The organism is Paraburkholderia sediminicola, from assembly GCF_046030555.1.
Taxonomy (GTDB): Bacteria; Pseudomonadota; Gammaproteobacteria; order Burkholderiales; family Burkholderiaceae; genus Paraburkholderia; species Paraburkholderia sediminicola_E.
The window spans coordinates 209,975-228,356 of the sequence record NZ_JAQQCH010000002.1; the positions used below are offsets into that span (position 1 = coordinate 209,975).

20 protein-coding genes are annotated in these 18,382 nt (G+C 60.4%); 11 read left to right on the forward strand and 9 right to left on the reverse strand.

What is annotated here, in order from left to right; genetic code table 11:
* Positions 1-201 precede the first annotated feature (201 nt).
* Positions 202-588, forward strand: a complete 387-nt coding sequence (locus PQQ52_RS04145; protein WP_408207125.1) for an ester cyclase — start codon at positions 202-204, stop codon at positions 586-588.
* Between the two features lie 49 nt (positions 589-637).
* Here the strand turns inward: PQQ52_RS04145 and PQQ52_RS04150 are convergent, their stop codons facing one another.
* The 4 genes from PQQ52_RS04150 to PQQ52_RS04165 all read right to left on the reverse strand — a co-directional run bounded on the left by PQQ52_RS04150 (position 638) and on the right by PQQ52_RS04165 (position 4,360).
* Positions 638-1,549 (reverse strand): sterol desaturase family protein, encoded by a 912-nt coding sequence (locus PQQ52_RS04150; protein WP_408207127.1) that lies wholly within the window; start codon positions 1,547-1,549, stop codon positions 638-640.
* Between the two features lie 109 nt (positions 1,550-1,658).
* Complete coding sequence (locus tag PQQ52_RS04155) at positions 1,659-2,363, reverse strand: LytR/AlgR family response regulator transcription factor (RefSeq protein WP_408207129.1); 705 nt, start codon at positions 2,361-2,363, stop codon at positions 1,659-1,661.
* The gene (locus PQQ52_RS04160) at positions 2,351-3,433 is read right to left on the reverse strand and encodes a sensor histidine kinase (protein WP_408207131.1); all 1,083 of its coding nucleotides are present in this window, start codon (positions 3,431-3,433) and stop codon (positions 2,351-2,353) included. Before PQQ52_RS04160 ends, PQQ52_RS04155 begins: the two co-directional genes overlap by 13 nt.
* 66 nt (positions 3,434-3,499) lie before the next feature.
* Positions 3,500-4,360: a class I SAM-dependent methyltransferase gene (locus tag PQQ52_RS04165; protein ID WP_408207133.1), complete on the reverse strand. Its 861-nt coding sequence runs from the start codon at positions 4,358-4,360 to the stop codon at positions 3,500-3,502.
* A gap of 407 nt (positions 4,361-4,767) precedes the next feature.
* Between PQQ52_RS04165 and PQQ52_RS04170 the strand changes: the two genes are divergently transcribed.
* The 10 genes from PQQ52_RS04170 to PQQ52_RS04215 all read left to right on the forward strand — a co-directional run bounded on the left by PQQ52_RS04170 (position 4,768) and on the right by PQQ52_RS04215 (position 14,369).
* Positions 4,768-5,277, forward strand: coding sequence for a DUF1993 domain-containing protein (locus PQQ52_RS04170; RefSeq protein ID WP_408207135.1), 510 nt, complete (start codon positions 4,768-4,770; stop codon positions 5,275-5,277).
* Between the two features lie 274 nt (positions 5,278-5,551).
* The gene (ampC, locus tag PQQ52_RS04175) at positions 5,552-6,721 is read left to right on the forward strand and encodes a class C beta-lactamase (RefSeq protein WP_408207137.1); all 1,170 of its coding nucleotides are present in this window, start codon (positions 5,552-5,554) and stop codon (positions 6,719-6,721) included.
* 15 nt (positions 6,722-6,736) lie between these two features.
* Positions 6,737-7,141, forward strand: a complete 405-nt coding sequence (locus PQQ52_RS04180) for a cupin domain-containing protein (RefSeq protein ID WP_408207139.1) — start codon at positions 6,737-6,739, stop codon at positions 7,139-7,141.
* Positions 7,142-7,237: 96 nt separating this feature from the next.
* The gene (locus PQQ52_RS04185) at positions 7,238-7,720 is read left to right on the forward strand and encodes a cupin domain-containing protein (RefSeq protein ID WP_408207141.1); all 483 of its coding nucleotides are present in this window, start codon (positions 7,238-7,240) and stop codon (positions 7,718-7,720) included.
* Between the two features lie 139 nt (positions 7,721-7,859).
* The gene (locus PQQ52_RS04190) at positions 7,860-8,504 is read left to right on the forward strand and encodes a DsbA family oxidoreductase (protein ID WP_408207143.1); all 645 of its coding nucleotides are present in this window, start codon (positions 7,860-7,862) and stop codon (positions 8,502-8,504) included.
* Positions 8,505-8,819: 315 nt separating this feature from the next.
* Positions 8,820-10,331 (forward strand): sugar ABC transporter ATP-binding protein, encoded by a 1,512-nt coding sequence (locus tag PQQ52_RS04195; RefSeq protein ID WP_408207145.1) that lies wholly within the window; start codon positions 8,820-8,822, stop codon positions 10,329-10,331.
* A 24-nt stretch (positions 10,332-10,355) separates the two neighbouring features.
* Positions 10,356-11,381 (forward strand): ABC transporter permease, encoded by a 1,026-nt coding sequence (locus PQQ52_RS04200; RefSeq protein ID WP_408207147.1) that lies wholly within the window; start codon positions 10,356-10,358, stop codon positions 11,379-11,381.
* Positions 11,382-11,489: 108 nt separating this feature from the next.
* Positions 11,490-12,431 carry an ABC transporter substrate-binding protein gene (locus tag PQQ52_RS04205; protein WP_408207718.1) on the forward strand — a complete coding sequence of 314 codons (942 nt, stop codon included), beginning with the start codon at positions 11,490-11,492 and terminating at the stop codon, positions 12,429-12,431.
* A 109-nt stretch (positions 12,432-12,540) separates the two neighbouring features.
* Positions 12,541-13,839, forward strand: coding sequence for an L-fuconate dehydratase (locus PQQ52_RS04210; protein WP_408207149.1), 1,299 nt, complete (start codon positions 12,541-12,543; stop codon positions 13,837-13,839).
* Between the two features lie 77 nt (positions 13,840-13,916).
* Positions 13,917-14,369, forward strand: coding sequence for a hypothetical protein (locus PQQ52_RS04215; protein WP_408207151.1), 453 nt, complete (start codon positions 13,917-13,919; stop codon positions 14,367-14,369).
* A 46-nt stretch (positions 14,370-14,415) separates the two neighbouring features.
* On the opposite strand, the gene PQQ52_RS04220 is transcribed toward PQQ52_RS04215, so the two are convergent.
* From PQQ52_RS04220 to PQQ52_RS04240, 5 genes are all read right to left on the reverse strand, one after another.
* Entirely contained in the window at positions 14,416-14,799 is a 384-nt protein-coding gene (locus tag PQQ52_RS04220) for a hypothetical protein (protein WP_408207153.1), read from the reverse strand.
* 133 nt (positions 14,800-14,932) lie between these two features.
* The gene (locus PQQ52_RS04225) at positions 14,933-16,390 is read right to left on the reverse strand and encodes an NCS1 family nucleobase:cation symporter-1 (protein WP_408207155.1); all 1,458 of its coding nucleotides are present in this window, start codon (positions 16,388-16,390) and stop codon (positions 14,933-14,935) included.
* Between the two features lie 519 nt (positions 16,391-16,909).
* Positions 16,910-17,356, reverse strand: coding sequence for an SRPBCC family protein (locus tag PQQ52_RS04230; protein ID WP_408207156.1), 447 nt, complete (start codon positions 17,354-17,356; stop codon positions 16,910-16,912).
* A gap of 165 nt (positions 17,357-17,521) precedes the next feature.
* Positions 17,522-18,031, reverse strand: coding sequence for a helix-turn-helix transcriptional regulator (locus tag PQQ52_RS04235; RefSeq protein ID WP_408207158.1), 510 nt, complete (start codon positions 18,029-18,031; stop codon positions 17,522-17,524).
* A 52-nt stretch (positions 18,032-18,083) separates the two neighbouring features.
* The gene (locus PQQ52_RS04240; protein ID WP_408207160.1) at positions 18,084-18,269 is read right to left on the reverse strand and encodes a hypothetical protein; all 186 of its coding nucleotides are present in this window, start codon (positions 18,267-18,269) and stop codon (positions 18,084-18,086) included.
* Positions 18,270-18,382: the final 113 nt, after the last annotated feature.

Here is an 18,382-nt window from a genome sequence, read left to right on the forward strand (position 1 = left end):
TCGCCAAAGCGTCACCTGTGTTATCGGCCGCGCGCTGTCATTGTTGAGGGGCAATCGCGTTATTTCCCAAAAGCTGAACGCGGCACAGGGGGCGCATGACGGACACGGCGCGATTCGATTTTCGAGGTGCTATTCTTGGCTGCAGCGTGTCAACTCGTTCCACATTGCGGCAGGACCTCGTAAAAGGAAAGGGCAATTGCCATGAATAAAGCCGACCTCTCCAACGTGTACCGAGGCTACATTGCCTGCCTGAATCAACAGGACTGGCCAAAGCTGGGGGAGTTTGTTCATGACGACGTGTGCTACAACGGTCAGCGGATCGGCTTGTCGGGTTATCGCGAGATGCTGGAGAGAGACTTCAATGAAATTCCAGACCTTCATTTCAACATTCAGCTGCTGGTTGCCGATTCGTCTTATATAGCCAGCCGCCTGGCCTTCGCCTGTACGCCGAAGGGAAAATTCCTTGGCCTCAACGTAAACGGGAAGACAGTGTCCTTTACCGAAAACGTGTTCTATCAATTTCAGCGTGGAAAGATCGAGCACGTATGGTCAGTGATAGACAAGGCGGCGATCGAAGCCCAGCTCTAGTGCCGTCGATTGCCCATCTCTCATACCGATCTCATACCGATGTGAGCCCCTATCCCTGTTCCACGCCGAAGGATGGCGCCTCTGCCCGGCGTCGTAGATCTTCGGTCGTTTCCCCGTTGTTGTCCGGCCGCCAGCCAGGTGGTTTGCCCACATAGCCATATACCTCGCGGATGGAACGCGCGGTCATGAGATCGCGCCACAGCGCGCGCCAATGATCGAACTCGATGGTCAGCAGGTTATAAGTCGTTGTCGGCCGGACCAGACCGAAGCGGCACGGTACGTCGTGCCGTTCTGCGATGTAGGTACCGAATAGTCGATCGAACACGATCAGTACACCGCCGTAATTTCCGTCGAGGTATTCAATGTTGGCCGCGTGATGCACTCGGTGCGCGGAAGGCGTGTTGAGAATCCATTCCAGCGGTCCAAGGCGTGGAATCCAGGTGACGTGCAGCCAGAACTGGTAGAGCAGGTTGAGCGAAAGCAGCATCAGCACAATCCTGGGCGGCATACCGAATAGCGGCGCGAGCACAAAAAACAGCAGCGAGCCGGTAAGACGGCCGGTCCAACCAATACGATACGCGGCGGACAGGTTGAGTTCGTTGGGTGAGTGGTGGACGGCGTGGGTGCACCAGAACCAGCGTGTCCGATGGGCTGCACGGTGATACCAGTAATAGCAGAACTCCTGACCAACGAAGCACGCCAGCCAACCGCTCCAATGGTTCATCGGTAAAGTCCAGAGCCTGTGCCGCCAGAACCAGCTCATAGCGTCGCTCCAGAACGCAAGCGGCAGCAACCATTGCAACGGATACTCACGAACGAGATAGTCAGCCACCGAGACACTGGCCGCCCGCCAGTCGTAGCCGCGCCAGCCGCGCCGGGCAGAAAGCACCAGCGCCTCGGCCAATGAGGAGGCGAGGACGAGGACGATAGCGAACTTAAGTATCGTGAGCAACGCAGCCATGACCGGATCATCCTTATCGTGATGCCAGCCAGCGTAGTTTCACGCCTCCTGATCCGCAATCGAACTGGGACGAGTTGGGTCTGCGATGGGGCGGATTGCGCGATCGGCACTATCGCCGGAGGCGTTGCATCAGCATCTCCCGATGCTGCCGGCTGCAGGGCACCTCGGCACCGCTGCGCAGAACGACTGTGGCATCGCCCTTTCCGCGTGGCCGCACAGTGAGCACGGCGCCCAGCGCCACGGCAGCGCCGCGATGCGTACGGACAAAGGCAGCGTCGAGGTCATTGAGCAGGGCGGCGAGCGTACGGCGTATCAGCAGACTCTGCCCGGGTAGATGGATGTTGACGTAGTTGTCGGCAGCCTCCAGCCATTCGATATCCGCGCAACGCACGACATGCGTTTGCCCACGGTCGGCGATCATCAGATGGGCGGGCATGCCGACGCTTGGACGTGCCGTGCCGGGGAGCGATTTGCGCAAGCGCTGCACGGCGCGCTGCAGGCGCTCCGGCTCGACAGGTTTCAGCAGGTAGTCGGCTGCGTGAGCGTCGAATGCTTGCAACGCATACTGGTCGAACGCGGTCACGAATACCAGCGCCGGACCGTCGTCCGGCAGCGACGCGGCCACGTCGAAGCCGTCGATCTCGGGCATCTGTATGTCGAGAAAGATCACGTCTGGACGCAGTTTTTCTGCAAGCGTCAGTGCCGCCGCGCCGTCGGAGGCTTCGCCGATGACCTCGACGTCGGGAAATGCCTGGAGCATGCGCAGCAGTTTGCTGCGAGCGAGCGCCTCATCGTCGACAATCAGTACGCGCATGGCAGTCTCATCCCGGCGATCAGGCCGCCACCCGGGCGCAGTCGCAATTCGAGACTCGCCTGCGCGCCGTACAACGATTGCAAACGGTCCTCGAGGTTGCCAAGCCCCACACCGCGCCTATCGGGAAGACGCTGCAGATCTCCATCATCTTCAATCTCGATCTGCAGATGGCTCGCGCTACGCTGTATGCGTATCGCGATGTGCGTGAACGCATTGCGCCGCTCGACGACGTGCCGGAAGCAGTTCTCCAGCAGCGGCTGAAGTCCGAGCGTGGGGACACGGCAAGTCTGTGCCGTGGTATCGACCTCCCACGAAATCTGGACCCGATCGGCGAAACGCCGGACCATGATGTCCGCATAGGCGTGAAGCAGCGTCAGTTCGTCGGCCAGTGACTGTTCGGGATGCCGGCTCGCGTCGGTGGCTGCGCGCAACAATGTCGCGAGCCGGGTGAGCAGCATGTCGGCCGTGTCGGGATCGCTGTGGATCAGCGACGAAATGGTGTTCAGCGCGTTAAAGAGAAAGTGTGGCTGCAGTTGCTGGGTCAACTGGGCAAGTTGTGCCTGCCGTGCCAGGTTTGCCTGCTGTGCGGAGCGTAGCCGCTCGGCGGACCACGCTCTATAGGAACGCAGGCCGAATTGAACACCCCCGAGCAACGCGTAGAACAGCACGAATTGCGTCACTTCGTACGCCGCCACTTCGGCCCACGGCCCGTGCCGGAACCTTACACCAGCGAGTGCGTAGACGCCGATCCGCAACGCGTACACGGCAGTGACGTAAAGGACCAGTTGCAGTGGCATCCATGCCCAGACGCGGAGAAACCATTGCAGTGGCTGGTTGAGAAAACTGTCGAACCGGTCCGCGCGTCCCTTCTGCACGGCAGCCAGCACGGTGGCGCCGAGCGCTGAAGAGCCGTAGTCGACGAGCGGCTGCCAGACAAGCAGTTTGCCTGTCCACAAAGATTCCTGCATTCCAACTGCCAGCATGAGCAGCCAGAACGCGATCCATAGCCATAGCAGGCGTCGCCACGGGCCTGCTGGTTTGGGTTCGCCGACGAGGTCGCTAGTATTCATTGACCTGGCTCATTCGCGCGCTTCGCCGGCGCGGGGCTGATGTCGATGCCGGAAAGTATGCGGCAGCTATGTATTGGCGACCAGCAGTTCTTCGGCATTGTTTGGCGGACGCAGATCATCTGTTCTTCCCGCGAAGTAGCGCTGGGTAAGATCGGCCGCTGAGACGTGCCGTGCTTCCGTAAAGCCTGCTTCGTGGGCCAGCGCCAGGATCTCCGGCGGGGTGAAGAAGCTGAGGAACGGTGTCCCGCTTGCTCGCGCTCCCTTTTCCGCCATCTCAAGCCCGGGACGTATCTCGGGGTCCGCCATTTCCAGCGGGAGGAGGAAGGTCATGGCGAGCGTCGATCCTGGGGCGAGGGCCGCGACCTGGCGCAGCGTGGCCGCGTTCGCCTCCTTGGTGAGATACATGCTGACGCCCGTGGAGACTACGATTGCCGGCTTGCTGTCATCGAAGCCGGCGGCCATGAGCCCGTCCCGCCAGGTTCCCCCTGCCTCGAAATCGACCGGCACGAAGCGCAGCCAGTCCGGGACGCCGAAACCGAGCTCGATCAGGCGCTCACGCTTCCATGCCTGAGGGCCTGGCGGGTCGACCTCGAACACCTTGAGGCGGGATGCGATCTCCGGCCGACGCTGTGCGAAGGTGTCAAGGCCCGCGCCGAGAATGACATATTGACTCAGCCCGCGGCCGGCCTGTTCCACGACCAGGTCCTCAATGAAGCGAGCGCGGGCCACGATTGACGCGCGGAAGGGACGCGTGAACTGCGGGTCCATGTCCCCGCGGCTGCGCCAGTTTTCGTCCGGAGCCAGCAGCTTAAGGCCGATTTTGTCGTCCAGCACATGCGGCGGGGAATCGGCCTCGACATGCAGCGCACGCCACAAGGCCACTCGCGCTGCTGTGCTGTCTGGCGCCACATCTGGCTTGTCGTTCATGACGTTCAATCCTGTTTGTTCGTCTTCGTCTGAAGCCGATCTGGCAGTACTGTGCCGGACGACGCAAGAAAGCGTTGTTGTTTCGGCCGCTGGTGTTCGATCGGGAACGTTTAACACACGCATCCGCGTGCAGAAATACAGCGAGCGGCAAGAATATCACCTGCCCGAACCGCCCGAACCGCCCGAACCGCCCGAACCGCCCGAACCGCCCGAACTGCGCGACGGACCGTGTCCGCGCCTGGATTCGCTGACAGGGTCGCGCCAACGTTCGAACCAGGACGATGGTAATCTTCCCCCGTTTCAGGCATGTCGCACGACGGCCAACACGGTCAATCGCCAGCCAGACATTAAACCGGCCGACGCGGTATCTTCCGCGCCGGCATCCCACATCGACCGAAAGAGCAATCATGACGAGTTCCATCTACAGCGCATCCGTCCCAGTTTTCAAGCAGATGCTGACTGCATTGTCCGAAGTGCTGAAGAAAACCGAAGCACACGTCACCGAAAAAAACATCGATCCGAACGCGCTGCTGCAGGCGCGCCTGTTCCCGGACATGTTCCCCCTCGTGCGTCAGGTACAGATCGCTGCCGATTTCGCCAAAGGTATCAGCTCGCGTCTGGCCGGCGTCGAAGTGCCGTCGTGGCCCGACACTGAAGTCACGTTTGCAGACCTGCAAGCGCTTATCGCCAAGGCGTTGACGTACATCGGCACGCTCGAGGCCGCCCAGTTCGAAGGTAGCGAGAACAAGGAAATCGTCCTGCGTCCGGGCACGCCGAAAGAGAAGAAGCTGGTCGGCAGCGCCTATCTGCAAAACTATGGCTTGCCCCAGTTCTTCTTCCACGTAACGACGGCCTACGCGATTGTGCGTCACAACGGCGTCGAAATCGGCAAGCGCGACTATATGGGATCTTACTGATCGTCGGCGCACGGGGCGGGCGCGCCACCGGTCGGCGGTAGTTTGAGTAACGCTGGCCGTGCGGCCCGCATACCCCTGTTCGATGGATCGGTTCTGAGCGCGGGTGGGGAATTGCCGGCAAGCGGTGGAAGGATATCGCGTGTCACGCGAAAGTTTTTCTTTCGCCACGAACAAGATATCGTCGATAGTCGATGAATCCGCGAGCACGCATACTCCTTTCTCAGCGAACCCGCCCGGATCTCGCCCACCTGCGCGAAATTGACAGATTAGGGAAATGAAGCTTAGAACCGTCAGCCTTTTAGCAGCAAGTTTTTTTGCCTGTGCAACCGCGGTCGTCAGCCACGCCGCCGACGATCAGCAAAACAGAATCGCGAGTGCAGTGAATCGCGCCATACAACCGGTCATGACGAGCTATGGCATTCCCGGCATGGCGGTTGGCATCATCGACGGTGACAGGCATTACGTATTCAACTACGGCCTGGCGTCGACGCAAACCCGACAGCCCGTCACGCGTGACACCTTGTTCGAACTGGGTTCTGTCAGCAAGACGTTGACGGCGACGCTGGCCTCCTATGCGCAGGTGAGCGGCTATCTGTCTTTGTCGGATCAGTCGGGCAAGTACCTCCCGTCACTGCGAAATAGCAAGTTCGGCAATGTCAGCCTTCTTGATCTGGGCACGCATACGCCCGGAGGGCTCCCATTGCAGGTGCCCGACAACATCCGCAACAACGATCAGTTGATGCAATATTTCAGGCAGTGGCAGCCCACCTATGCGCCTGGAACGTATCGGACTTATGCCAATCCCGGCATTGGCGCGCTTGGCCTGATAACGGCGAAGAGTATGGGTCAGGACTTTAGCGTGTTGGTGGAAAAGCGTCTGTTTCCCGCGCTCGATATGAAGAGCAGCTACATCAACATGCCCGCTGGGAAATTGAAAGACTACGCTCAGGGCTACACGAAAGAAGGTGCGCCGATCAGAATGGCGCCCGGGGTGCTATCCGATGAAGCCTACGGCATCAGGACCACGGCGGCCGACATGATTCGCTTTGTGGAAGCCAACATGAATCTCATCAAGCTGGACCCGAAACTCCAGCGCGCGATCACCGATACCCACACCGGATACTTCAAAGCAGGGCCGATGACCCAGGACCTGATATGGGAGCAATATCCCTATCCCGTCAAATTGCAGACGCTTCAGGATGGAAATTCATCGGCAATGATCTTCAACGCAACGCCGGTTACGGCAATCACGCCGCCGCAGCCGCCTCGCGAAGACGTCTGGATCAATAAAACCGGCTCGACCAACGGCTTCGGCGCGTACATCGCGTTTATTCCGCAGAAGCGGCTGGGGATCGTCATTCTCGCCAACAAGAATTTCCCGATTAATGAGCGGGTCACCGCTGCATACCGGATTCTCACGTCACTCGCCAGCGACGGCCAATAAGCAGGACCATCTTCGATGAAAAGCGCTCGCTACCTTCCGCTTGTTCTTTCGGCGCTCATGTGTGTCCAACCATCGGTCGAAGCTGCCGAAAGCGCACCGGCGGCGAAAGACACCGTCGTTTTGCAACGGGTCCCGGTTCCAGGAACCGATCGCGAAATGGGCATGGGCATGGCCGAATTTCCTCCGAACGCTTCGAAGCCGCGGCACAAGGCGACCGGGCCTGAGGTCGCCTACGTGCTCGAGGGCGAGGTTACCGTGCAGGTCGATGGTCAACCCACACGCGTCGTGCACGCGGGCGAGAGCTACCGGATGCCCGCCGGCGTCGTCCATGTCACCACCGCGGGTCCTGAGGGCGCGAAGGTTATTGCGACCTGGGCCTGGGTGCCGGGAAAACCATTCAACATTCGTGCGCCGAAATGACCTGGCGTCGATGCGGATTTCCGTTGCGGGTCCGAATGCGTTTCGGACTTGTGCAAGCGGCTATCATCAACTGTCGTTCCTAACGGAGAACACCCGATGAGCCGACCCGAATTCATCAAGCACTGGACGGAACTCGAAGAGCCGGATGCGCATTCCTATCGCGGCGATACCGAGAAGATGGCGCTAGACGCGCCGCTTTCCGCCGCGCTCGGCATTACGCGTATTGGCATTCATCATGTGAGGCTTCTGCCCGGCCGGCGGACATCCTATCCGCATGCCGAAAGTACCGAGCAGGAGTTTGTTTACGTGCTCGAAGGCAAGCCCGATGTCTGGATCGACGGCGTGCTTCATGCCATTGCCGAAGGCGATTCCGTCGCATTTCCGGCCGGCACTGGAATCTGCCACACCTTCATCAACAATACGAAGGACGAAGTCAGACTGATGGTGATCGGCGAACCTCCGCGCGACGACAACCGCATTCGCTACCCGCGCAATGAAACATACGAGCTGACCCGCAAGGACCGCTGGGTAGACTGGCCCACCCGGCCGCTCGGCGACCACAACGGAATGCCGGACTGAGGCCACGCGGATGGCCGCTTCGGCGTAGGTCCGGAGCGTGGCGCTGCAAATATTGGCGATTCAGGCTAGGCTACTCCGTGGGCCGTCTTTGCGTCGCGCCGGGGCGGCCGTGCCACAGGTTATTCCCGTCAGGAAAGCTATGACTCAGCAACTAACAATCGATTTCGTCTCCGATATCGCATGCCCGTGGTGTGCAATCGGCCTGTCGTCGCTCGAACTTGCGCTATCGCGTCTTGGCGAAGCGGTCGACGCCCAGATAGTGGTACATCCCTTCGAGCTGAATCCGGAGATGGGTCCGGACGGCGAGGCCATTGTCGATTATCTCGGCAAAAAATATGGCCGCACACCGGCGCAGATCGCCGAAACGCAGGCCATGATCCGCGAGCGCGGGGCCAGCGTCGGCTTTACTTTCGGCCCGCGTACGCACGTCTATAACACCTTCGATGCGCACCGCCTGATGCATTGGGCCGGTATCGAGGGCAAGCAGTTGCCACTCAAACTGGCGCTGCTGCGGGCCTATCACGCCGAGGGCAAAGATCCGAGCGATCACGAAGTCCTGATCGACGCGGCCCGATCCGTGGGGCTCGACGCCGAGAAAGCGGGCAGGGTGCTGCGAAGCGGAGACTATGCCGACGAGGTTCGCGCGGAAGAACGGGAGTACCAGGCGAAGGGCGTCCAGTCGGTGCCGGCGATCATCTTTAACGGCCGCTATCTGGTGAGCGGCGGACAACCCGTGGAAACCTTCGAGCAGGTCATCCAGCAGATTCTGGCCGAAGAAGCGTAGTGCTGCGTCAGGCTGTCCCATCGGCAGACGAAAGACGGGGTTCGTTGACTGCCTACTGAATCCCGCACCATTTGCCTGACGATACCAGGGAATGCCTAATTGAGCCGCTGCCGTCCGGCAGCGTAAAATCGTGGCACATCGGTTTGGGGGCCCAGCAATGTGTCTGGCTTCTCGTTACGATTTCTGCCGCGATTTCTGCCGCGATTATTGCTGCAATACCCGGCAACGCCCGGCACAACGGCGTCCAACGCTTTTTCGACCCGCTCCTCACCATGAGGCCAGCGGCGGTTGCGGAATTGTCGTTCAATCCGCGCCATGACCCCGCTCATTTCCGTCAAAAGGCTCAACAAGAGCTTTCCCGGCGTGAGAGCGCTTCACGAAGTCCAGTTCGAGCTCATGGCGGGAGAGGTCCACGCGTTGATGGGCGAGAACGGCGCCGGCAAATCGACACTGATGAAAATCCTTGCCGGTGTTTACACCCGGGATACCGGCGAAATCCTCTATGACGGTCAGCCCGTCGAGTTCTTGAGCCCGCGCGAGGCGCAAACCCTGGGCGTCGGCATCATTCATCAGGAACTTCAGCTGATGAATCATCTGACCGTCGCCCAGAATATGTTTATCGGCCGCGAGCCGCGCGGACGCCTCGGCCTGTTCCTCGATGAAGACAAGCTCAACGCACAAGCCCGCGACATTCTTGCCCGCATGCATGTGAAGCTCGATCCGCGCGCGGTTGTCAGCACCCTCACCGTTGCCAGGCAGCAGATGGTCGAGATCGCCAAAGCGTTGTCCTTCGATTCGCGCGTCCTGATCATGGACGAGCCGACCTCGGCGCTCAACGACGCCGAGATCGCCGAGCTCTTCCGCATCATTCGCGAGCTGAAGAGCCGGGGTGTGGGGATCGTCTACATCTCGCACAAGATGGACGAGCTGAAGCAGATTGCCGACCGCGTCACCGTGTTGCGTGACGGCGAATACGTGGCCACCGTCACCGTGAGAGACACCAGCGTCGACGCGATTATCGGCATGATGGTCGGGCGAACCTTGACCGACGCAGCGCCTTCTCGCAACGAGGCAGGCAAGGGCGAGATCGCGCTTGAAGTCAAAAATCTGAATGCCGGGCCACTGGTCAGGGACGTGAGTTTCGCGCTGCGAAAAGGCGAGATATTGGGCTTTGCCGGCTTGATGGGCGCGGGGCGCACGGAGGTTGCCCGAGCGGTGTTCGGCGCCGATCCGATCGAATCCGGCGAAATTGTTGTGAAAGGGGTGAAGGTGCCGATCAGGAATCCGAGCGATGCGGTGGCGCACGGTATTGGCTATCTCTCGGAAGACCGCAAGCGCTTCGGCCTTGCGACTGGAATGAGCGTCGAATCGAACATCGTGATGTCCAATTTGCGCAAGTTTCTGTCGCTCAATTTTTTCTTGCGCCGCGCCCAGATACGCCGGACAGCCTCCCATTTCATCAATCTGCTTGCCATTCGTACGCCCTCCGCGGCGCAGGAGGTGCGGCTTCTCTCGGGCGGCAATCAGCAGAAAATAGTCATTGCGAAATGGCTCGAACGCAACTGCGATGTGCTGTTCTTCGATGAGCCGACGCGCGGCATCGACGTCGGCGCCAAGAGCGAAATCTACAAGTTGCTGCGCGCACTCGCCGAGGAAGGCAAGGCGATTGTGATGATCTCCTCGGAGTTGCCGGAAATCTTGCGCATGAGCGACCGGATCGTCGTGATGTGCGAGGGCCGCATCACCGGCGAACTTCTGGCGACGGAGGCGACGCAGGAGCGCATCATGCAACTGGCGACGCAGCGTGAAACCTTGAAAGCGGCGTGAGCCTGAAGAGGAGACGTTCAGTTTATGACACTGCCATCGGATACTTCGGCGCTCGCTAACCAGGGACGCTTGTCCGGCCTTAAGGCCCGCGTCTTCACGCCGACCGCGCTGCAAAAGCTGCTCGCCTTCGGCAGTCTGATCCTGCTGCTGATCTTTTTCAGCTTTGCGTCTCCCGCGTTCATGCAGATGGACAATATGCTCGGGATTCTGCAGGCGACGGCGGTCAACGGCGTTCTGGCGATTGCCTGCACGTTTGTCATCATCACCGGCGGCATCGATTTGTCCGTTGGCACGCTGATGACCTTCACGGCGGTCATTTGCGGCGTGTTTCTGACCTACTGGCATTTGCCGATGTGGACCGGCGTCGTGGCGGCGATTGGAACCGGCGCGATCTGCGGAAGTATTTCGGGCACCCTCGCGGCGAAAATGAAAATACCGCCGTTCATTGCCACCTTAGGCATGATGCTGCTGCTGAAAGGGCTGTCCCTTGTTGTCTCGGCCGACAAGCCGATCTATTTCAGCGATACCGAAAACTTCTACCGGATCTCTCAGGATTCGCTGATCGGCTACGTACTGCCGAGCCTGCCCGTGCCGAATGCAGTCCTGATCCTGTTTTTTCTTGCGGTTGCGAGTTCGATCACGCTCAATCGCACGGCGCTCGGCCGCTACACCTTTGCGCTCGGCAGCAACGAAGAAGCCGTGCGCCTTTCCGGCGTGAACGTCGACCGGTGGAAGATCGCCATTTACGGTCTCGCTGGGGCAATTTGCGGCGTCGCCGGGCTGCTCATCGCGTCGCGCCTGAATTCGGCGCAGCCGGCGCTAGGACAAGGTTACGAACTCGAAGCGATCGCGGCCGTGGTCATCGGCGGGACCTCGCTCAGCGGTGGATCGGGCACGATTCTCGGCACCATCATCGGGGCTTTCATCATGAGCGTGCTGACCAACGGCCTGCGCATCATGTCCGTCGCGCAGGAATGGCAGATCGTGGTGACTGGCCTCATCATCATTCTCGCGGTCTATGCCGATATTTTACGGCGCAGGAAAAGCTGACGAAGGTTGACGAAGGCTGGTATTGCGCGGAACAAGATCAAGAAAAGGGAGCGCCAAAGGCTCCCCCAACGGCTGAAGGTTGATGGCCAACTTAGGAGGAGAAACCCCATGTTGAAAAGAAAACTAATCGGTGTCGTGGTCGGCGTTGGCGCGCTCATTGGCGGGACGAGTGTGACGTACGCGCAGGACGTCTACATCCCGCTCATCTCGAAGGGCTTTCAGCACCAGTTCTGGCAGGCCGTCAAAGCCGGTGCGGAACAGTCGGCCAAGGAGCACAACGTCAGGATCACCTTCGAGGGTCCGGAAACCGAGGCCATGGTTGATAAGCAGATCGACATGCTCTCGGCCGCGCTCGCCAAGAAACCCCAGGCGCTCGGCATCGCCGCGCTCGATAGCAAAGCGGCCATTCCGTTGTTGAAGCGGGCGCAGGCCGCCAAAATACCGGTCATTGCCTTCGACTCCGGCGTCGACAGCGACATTCCGCTGACCACGTGCGCAACCGACAACATTGCCGCGGCCGCGCTCGCCGCCGACAAGATGGCCGAGGCGATTGGCAATGCCGGTGAAGTCGGCCTGGTCGTGCACGACCAGACGAGCCGCACCGGTATCGATCGCCGCGACGGCTTCCTGAATGAGATGAAAGCGAAGCACCCGAACATCAAGATCGTCTCAGTCCAGTATGGCGGCGGCGACCATTTGAAGTCGGCGGAAATCGCCAAGACGATGATTCAGGCCAATCCCAATCTCAAGGGCATTTTCGGGGCGAATGAAGGCTCGGCGGAGGGGGCCGCGATCGGCGTCAAGGAATCGGGCAAGAAACTCGTCCTGATTGGCTACGACTCCGGCAAGGAGCAAAAAGACGATATCAATTCAGGGTTGATGGCCGGCGCCATTACGCAGAACCCGGTCGGCATTGGCAAATGCGTGGTCGACTCCGCCGTGAAGGCGTTGAAGGGCGAGAAGCTGCCCAAGAAAGTGGACACGGGCTTCTACTGGTACGACAAGAGCAATATGAGCGATCCCAAGATTGCCGCTGTGCTCTACGATTGAACGTCGCCACGCGGTACGGAGAGAGAGAAGGGGTCGCGGCGTCTTCCGATGCCGCGACCCTCTTTGCTGATAGGCAGAAGTCGATAGCTGTCGTAGAGGAGAGGGTTTAATGCCCACGATCACCAAGCTGTCCGTCCGGGACATCCGGTTTCCTACCTCGCGTTCACTCGATGGCTCCGATGCGATGAACGCCGCGCCGGATTACTCCGCCACCTATGTGACGCTCGAAACCGATTCGCCGCAGGCGCTGACAGGTCACGGCCTCACCTTCACCATCGGGCGCGGCAACGAGATCTGTGTGAGTGCGGTGCAGGCACTTAGCTCCCTCGTCGTCGGCAAAACGCTCGAGGATATTGCAGCGAACATGGGCGCTTTCTGGCGCGCGCTGACATCAGACAGCCAGTTGCGCTGGATCGGCCCGGACAAGGGCGCCATTCATCTGGCGACGGCGGCTGTCGTGAACGCGGCCTGGGATTTGTGGGCGAAAGCGGAAGGCAAGCCCGTGTGGAAGCTGCTCGTCGACATGAGCCCCGAAGAACTCGTGCGTTGCCTCGACTTCCGCTATGTGACCGATGCGATCACGCCGCAGGAAGCCATCGCCATGTTGCACCGCCATGCAAAGACCCGGGGCGAGCGCGAAAAGGAGATGCTCGCGCACGGCTATCCGGCCTACACGACTTCAGCGGGCTGGCTCGGCTACGACGACGACAAGATTCGCCGGCTCGCACGTGAAGGCGTCGCGCAGGGCTGGACGCACTTCAAACAGAAAGTGGGCGGCAATCTCGAAGAAGACATGCGCCGAGCCCGCATCTTGCGCGAAGAAATCGGCGAAAACCGCAAGCTGATGATGGATGCGAACCAGGTGTGGGATGTCGACGAAGCGGTCGGGAACATGCGGCGCCTGGCGCAATTCGATCCGTGGTGGATCGAAGAACCCACGAGTCCCGACGACATTCTTGGCCACGCGGCCATCCGCGAGCGGATTCGACCCATCGGCGTGGCGACGGGCGAACACTGCCAGAATCGCGTGATGTTCAAGCAGTTGCTGCAGGCGCAGGCAATCGACTTCTGTCAGGTCGATAGCTGCCGCCTGGGCGGGTTGAATGAGGTAATCGTCGTCCTGCTGATGGCGGCGAAATTCGGCGTGCCCGTGTGTCCGCACGCGGGCGGCGTCGGCTTGTGCGAGTACGTGCAGCACATTTCGCTTTTTGACTATATCTGCGTGTCGGCGTCGCTAGAAAACCGGGTGCTCGAGTACGTGGATCACCTGCATGAGCATTTTGTCGATCCTGTCGTGATCCGAAATGGCCGTTATATGCCGCCGCAACGTTCTGGCTACAGCATTGAAATGCATGCGGCGTCGCTCGATCAGTATGACTTTCCTGATGGGCCGGCGTGGCGGGTTTGAGTGCGTTTGATTTCGCCTTCGCCGGATGATGCGCAAACCATCATCGGAGTAAGTCCAACAGTTTTACAGGAGCCGGTATGAGCACGAAGCACAGCAAAAAAGAACATCTTGAAGCCGCGGCGTCACATCACGAGCAGGCAGCGCAATATCACCGCGGGGCGGCGCGGCATTTCGAGGCCGGTAAAGATTATGCCCACGCCGCACACCAGGCGATGGTGGCCCACGGCCACACGTTACACGCGATCGATCAGGCACACGCCGCGGGCGCACACAGCGCAAGTACACCTCAGGCAACACCTGCCTCGACCGGTCCTGCGACAAACAGCGACGCGGCAAAACATCACACAGCGGCAGCGGAGCTTCACGATCAGGCGGGGCAGCATATGCGCCACGCCGTCAAGCTGTTCGATCAGGACCGTAGCGCAGTCGCCCACGACGCGCAGTTAGCGCTCACCCTTGCACAGCGTGCTTTGTCGCACGGCAACGAAGCGGCCCGACTATTCGTCAAGCTCGCTCCCGCCGAAGCTTAAAGATTTGCGCACGGTGCGCACCGCTGATCCAGCGTTCCGTGCGGGACTATGCCTTCCGGTCCAGCAAGTCTGCTGCAATGGACTTCGCGTGCGCGACGGCCTCGTGCGGGTCTGGGAATACACCGAGTTGTTCCCAATTTTCTTCGACTGCGTAAGTCCCCTTCATACCGAGCGCCCTTTGTACGCGTAGTTGCGCCGCATACCTGCCGTCCTCCAAAGGGCGAGCAGTGGCAATTACCTTGTGCGGGAGATCGGATCTCTCCGGCTGGATCAACTCGACAGGACCGCCCGGCTCGCCGATATCTTTTAACGCGTTCCTCGCTTTGCAGTCTGGACAGTAGAAGCACCATCCCTCGTTCTCTTGAATGGATCTGACCTGCCCGCGGGCCAGCACGGCGCGGCATTCAACGTTTTCGCAGATGAACGGCATAGCAGTCTCCGGAGTTGTTTGAGGAAATCCTAGCATGACCGGAGACGGCCAGCCATCAGCATTGTTGCCGTGCCTGTTGCGCGTGCCTTTGGCACCCCGATTCGCTCCCCCAGACGCTCCCCAGAAACCCCCTTCAGGCACCAGTCGGCGCAATCGCGGCACGCGGGCGCAGCGTCGCCATGATCAGGTACATGCCGCCGCCGATCCCCACGCCGAAGAACCACCCATAGGTATTCCACCAGACCGGCAGCAGGTTGGTGAAGTTAGGCAGGAAGGTCGAAAACACGCTGCCGACCGCCGCGGAGACCAGCGCGTTGACGTTCCAGCCGCCCTCGTAGCGGTATTCACCGTACTCCTGGTAGAGCGCCGCGACGTTGATGTTGCCCTTGGCCACCAGGTAGTAGTCCACCAGAATGATCCCCAGCAGCGGGCCCATCGTGGCGCCGATGGCGTTGACGAAGTGTGCGGCGTTGCCTTCCCAAGGCGCGAACGGGTAGAGCACCAGCGCGATGGCCGCGGCGATGTAGCCGCCTTTCTTGAAGCTGATCTGCTTGGGGAACGTGTTGGAGATGTCGAACGCCGCCGAGACGAAATTGGCCACCACGTTAATGCCCAGTGTCGCCACCGCGAAGGTCAGCGCCGCGATGAGCGCCAGCACCCAACTGTCGAATTTGGCCGAGATCTGTTCGGGGTGGAGCAGCACTTCGCCGTACACCTTGAAGGCTGCGATGGTCGTGACGCCGGCCACCAGCGAGAACGCGATCAGGTTGACCGGCAGCCCCCACAGATTTCCTTTCTTCACTGCGTCGCGGTTTTTCGCGTAGCGTGAGAAGTCACAAAAATTCAGGTAGAGCGCCGCGAAGTAGGTGATCCAGGTTGCGCCCACCGCCATCAGCGCCCAGAACGAGCCGGGCTCGCCGCTGACGCCGGCGTCGCTGGTCTTCTCGAGCAACACGTTCATCGGAATGCCACTGGTGAACGAGAAACCGCCGGCCTTGACGCACAAGCCGATCGCCAGGATCAGCATCGCGATCCATACCGCCGGGCCGGCCCAGTCCTGGAATTTGCGCACCGTCTCCATGCCCTTCTGGATGATGAGTAATTGCAGCGCCCAGATAATCACGTAGCAGATCACCTCCAGCCCTGAGTGGCCGAGGAAGTGTGTGCCCTTGTGGAATGCCATCAGGCTGTCGCTGCGGATCAGTAGCGCGACCATCGCGCTGGAAGCGGCCGCCGTCTGTGCGCCGTACCAGAAGCAGGCCACCACGGCGCGCACCAGTGCGGCCAGGTTGGCGCCCCACACGCCAAAGGAGGCGCGCGCCAGCACCGGGTAAGGCACACCGGTCTTCTCACCCGCGTAGCCGATCAGGTTCATGAGCGCGAAGATCACCAGCGAGCCGAGCCCGATGGCCAGCACGAAGTTGATAAAGCTGCCGCACAGCAGGAACAGGCTGGCGGCGAGGTAGTAGCCCCAGAGGCTATGCACGTCCGAGGTCCACACATTGAAGATGCTGAAGGCTCCCCAGTTGCGCTGCCTGGCCGGTGCGAGATCTTCGTTGTAGAGGCCCGGTGAAGGATCGCGGATTTCCATCTGTCATCTCCTTTGAGTTCGTGGAACGGAGGAAACACCGCTGGACACTCCTGGATGGAGATGCGCCCGCGTCTGAGGACAACTGGCATGCAAAAAAACCGTATGCACTGCGCCGCATCCTTTCGATGGGTTAACCCTGATCGAAATGCATGCTGGCGCGAACTGAGCGCCCATTACCACGCCCGATGGGAGGCATCGCAAAGTCACTGTTGCAATCCACATGACCATCCGGCGAAGTCATTATTGCCCGAGCAAAAAAACTACAACAAGCCGTTACGCGGCTGGATGGTGTTTTGCAACGCGAGACGCAGGCGTCCCGTCGCATTTGAGGTTTGGTGAGGGGTGTTTTGTCGTGATTCCGGCGGGGGCGAATGTGCGAATCGCGCCGTGATCACGGCGCGACAGGAGGGCGGTATTGAGGGCGCCGATCGCGGACCGTCGCCCCTTCTTTGACGAACCGCCGATGGCGGTCGCCGCGCGGCACTTCAGGCAGAGGCGTACATGCCTGTGCCAGCGTTGTCAGCCAGGGATGACGGGTTCGACCAGCATTGCCAGCTGAACAAGCGACTCCTGCCAGCCGAGGTAGCACATCTCCACAGGGATGACCTCGGGTATGCCCTCTTGCACGATGGTGAGCTCGGTTCCGCAGGACACCTGCCGCAACGAAACGGTGACATGCATCTGGCCGGGCAGGTTAGGGTCGTCGAATCGGTCCGAGTAGCGGATCTTCTCGAACGGCACCAGTTCGACATATTCGCCGCCGAACGAGTGGCTGTTGCCGGTGCCGAAGTTACGGAAGGACATCTTGTGAGTGCCGCCAACGTGGGCTTCCATGTGATGGACCTGACAGGTGAACCCGTAGGGAGGAAGCCATTTCGCTATTGCATCGGGTTCGAGGAAGGCCCGATAGATGCGTTCGGGAGTCGCGCGCAGGACGCGGTGGAGATGGACTGTGCCGGTAGTCATGGTGTGCTCGCCTTTCGTGGAGAAGTTGGACATACCCTTACGACGACTCGACGATGCCAGTATCGACACAGGTCGAGATCAGTAAAAACCCGTAGGCGCCGATAGGTTTCGCGTGCTGTCGATATCAGACGCGGTACGAGAACGAGTGGCCAACACATTGCCTGTCTATGTGAAGCGCTCCGCCCTCGCATGGCCGCGCTGGAGCAACGGTGCGTACTCGTGCAATTCCGATGGCGCGACGTCGAAGGCGCGACGGAATGCGCGCGTAAAGGTCGACGCATCATTGAAACCCAGCCCGGAGGCAATGTCCTGTACCTCGATATGCGGAAAGCGCACCAGTTCATCGGCCGCCGTTCGCAGCCTGCGGCTGCGGATATAGGCGGCCAGCCCGCCTTCGTGCTCGAATATGCGGTACACGCTGGCGCGCGAGAGATGCAGCGATGCCAATACGCTGTCAGGCGACAAATCCGGATCGTGCAGATGAGTCTCGACATGCCGCCGCACCTGTCCATAAACAGCAGCACGTACCGCCGCGCGGCCGTTGCCGGAAAGACCCGCTTCACGGCTGAACGCTGCGACGAGTAGCTCTACCGCGGTGAGGCAGGACTGATGCGCTTCCTCTTTGCTCAGTCCGACGATTTGCCGCTTTAGCGCCACCAGATGCTCGACCAGCATGCGTGTCAAAGGAGTGGTGGCGTGAACCCAGCGGCCATGCAGCGAGGCGGCATCAGGGAACGACCTCAGGACTCATACGCTCCTGCCAGGCGAGGAAGCTTTGACGGGCGTCGCCTTGAACGCTGAAATTGCTGTGCACGATGCCGGGTGCGAGGGTCGGCGCCTCCGGCGGCAACAACAGGCGGCCGGGCGATACGGCGGCAGTGTGTAGCGGGTCGTCGTTCAATGCAGTGCTCATCGCTGAATTTCGTCGTGCAGACGCCGGCGGTGGGGTAACGTTAGGCTCGATCAATCGTACGGCCCATAACGGCCGGTCGACACCGGTACCTGGATCGGGGAGAAGAACGACCA

Bases quoted from the DNA above. Each gene is read 5' to 3' on its own strand.
- PQQ52_RS04145 (WP_408207125.1), top strand. From the start codon at position 202: ATGAATAAAGCCGACCTCTCCAACGTGTACCGAGGCTACATTGCCTGC.
- PQQ52_RS04150 (WP_408207127.1), bottom strand. From the start codon at position 1,549: ATGGCTGCGTTGCTCACGATACTTAAGTTCGCTATCGTCCTCGTCCTC.
- PQQ52_RS04155 (WP_408207129.1), bottom strand. From the start codon at position 2,363: ATGCGCGTACTGATTGTCGACGATGAGGCGCTCGCTCGCAGCAAACTG.
- PQQ52_RS04160 (WP_408207131.1), bottom strand. From the start codon at position 3,433: ATGAATACTAGCGACCTCGTCGGCGAACCCAAACCAGCAGGCCCGTGG.
- PQQ52_RS04165 (WP_408207133.1), bottom strand. From the start codon at position 4,360: ATGAACGACAAGCCAGATGTGGCGCCAGACAGCACAGCAGCGCGAGTG.
- PQQ52_RS04170 (WP_408207135.1), top strand. From the start codon at position 4,768: ATGACGAGTTCCATCTACAGCGCATCCGTCCCAGTTTTCAAGCAGATG.
- ampC (WP_408207137.1), top strand. From the start codon at position 5,552: ATGAAGCTTAGAACCGTCAGCCTTTTAGCAGCAAGTTTTTTTGCCTGT.
- PQQ52_RS04180 (WP_408207139.1), top strand. From the start codon at position 6,737: ATGAAAAGCGCTCGCTACCTTCCGCTTGTTCTTTCGGCGCTCATGTGT.
- PQQ52_RS04185 (WP_408207141.1), top strand. From the start codon at position 7,238: ATGAGCCGACCCGAATTCATCAAGCACTGGACGGAACTCGAAGAGCCG.
- PQQ52_RS04190 (WP_408207143.1), top strand. From the start codon at position 7,860: ATGACTCAGCAACTAACAATCGATTTCGTCTCCGATATCGCATGCCCG.
- PQQ52_RS04195 (WP_408207145.1), top strand. From the start codon at position 8,820: ATGACCCCGCTCATTTCCGTCAAAAGGCTCAACAAGAGCTTTCCCGGC.
- PQQ52_RS04200 (WP_408207147.1), top strand. From the start codon at position 10,356: ATGACACTGCCATCGGATACTTCGGCGCTCGCTAACCAGGGACGCTTG.
- PQQ52_RS04205 (WP_408207718.1), top strand. From the start codon at position 11,490: ATGTTGAAAAGAAAACTAATCGGTGTCGTGGTCGGCGTTGGCGCGCTC.
- PQQ52_RS04210 (WP_408207149.1), top strand. From the start codon at position 12,541: ATGCCCACGATCACCAAGCTGTCCGTCCGGGACATCCGGTTTCCTACC.
- PQQ52_RS04215 (WP_408207151.1), top strand. From the start codon at position 13,917: ATGAGCACGAAGCACAGCAAAAAAGAACATCTTGAAGCCGCGGCGTCA.
- PQQ52_RS04220 (WP_408207153.1), bottom strand. From the start codon at position 14,799: ATGCCGTTCATCTGCGAAAACGTTGAATGCCGCGCCGTGCTGGCCCGC.
- PQQ52_RS04225 (WP_408207155.1), bottom strand. From the start codon at position 16,390: ATGGAAATCCGCGATCCTTCACCGGGCCTCTACAACGAAGATCTCGCA.
- PQQ52_RS04230 (WP_408207156.1), bottom strand. From the start codon at position 17,356: ATGACTACCGGCACAGTCCATCTCCACCGCGTCCTGCGCGCGACTCCC.
- PQQ52_RS04235 (WP_408207158.1), bottom strand. From the start codon at position 18,031: ATGCTGGTCGAGCATCTGGTGGCGCTAAAGCGGCAAATCGTCGGACTG.
- PQQ52_RS04240 (WP_408207160.1), bottom strand. From the start codon at position 18,269: ATGAGCACTGCATTGAACGACGACCCGCTACACACTGCCGCCGTATCG.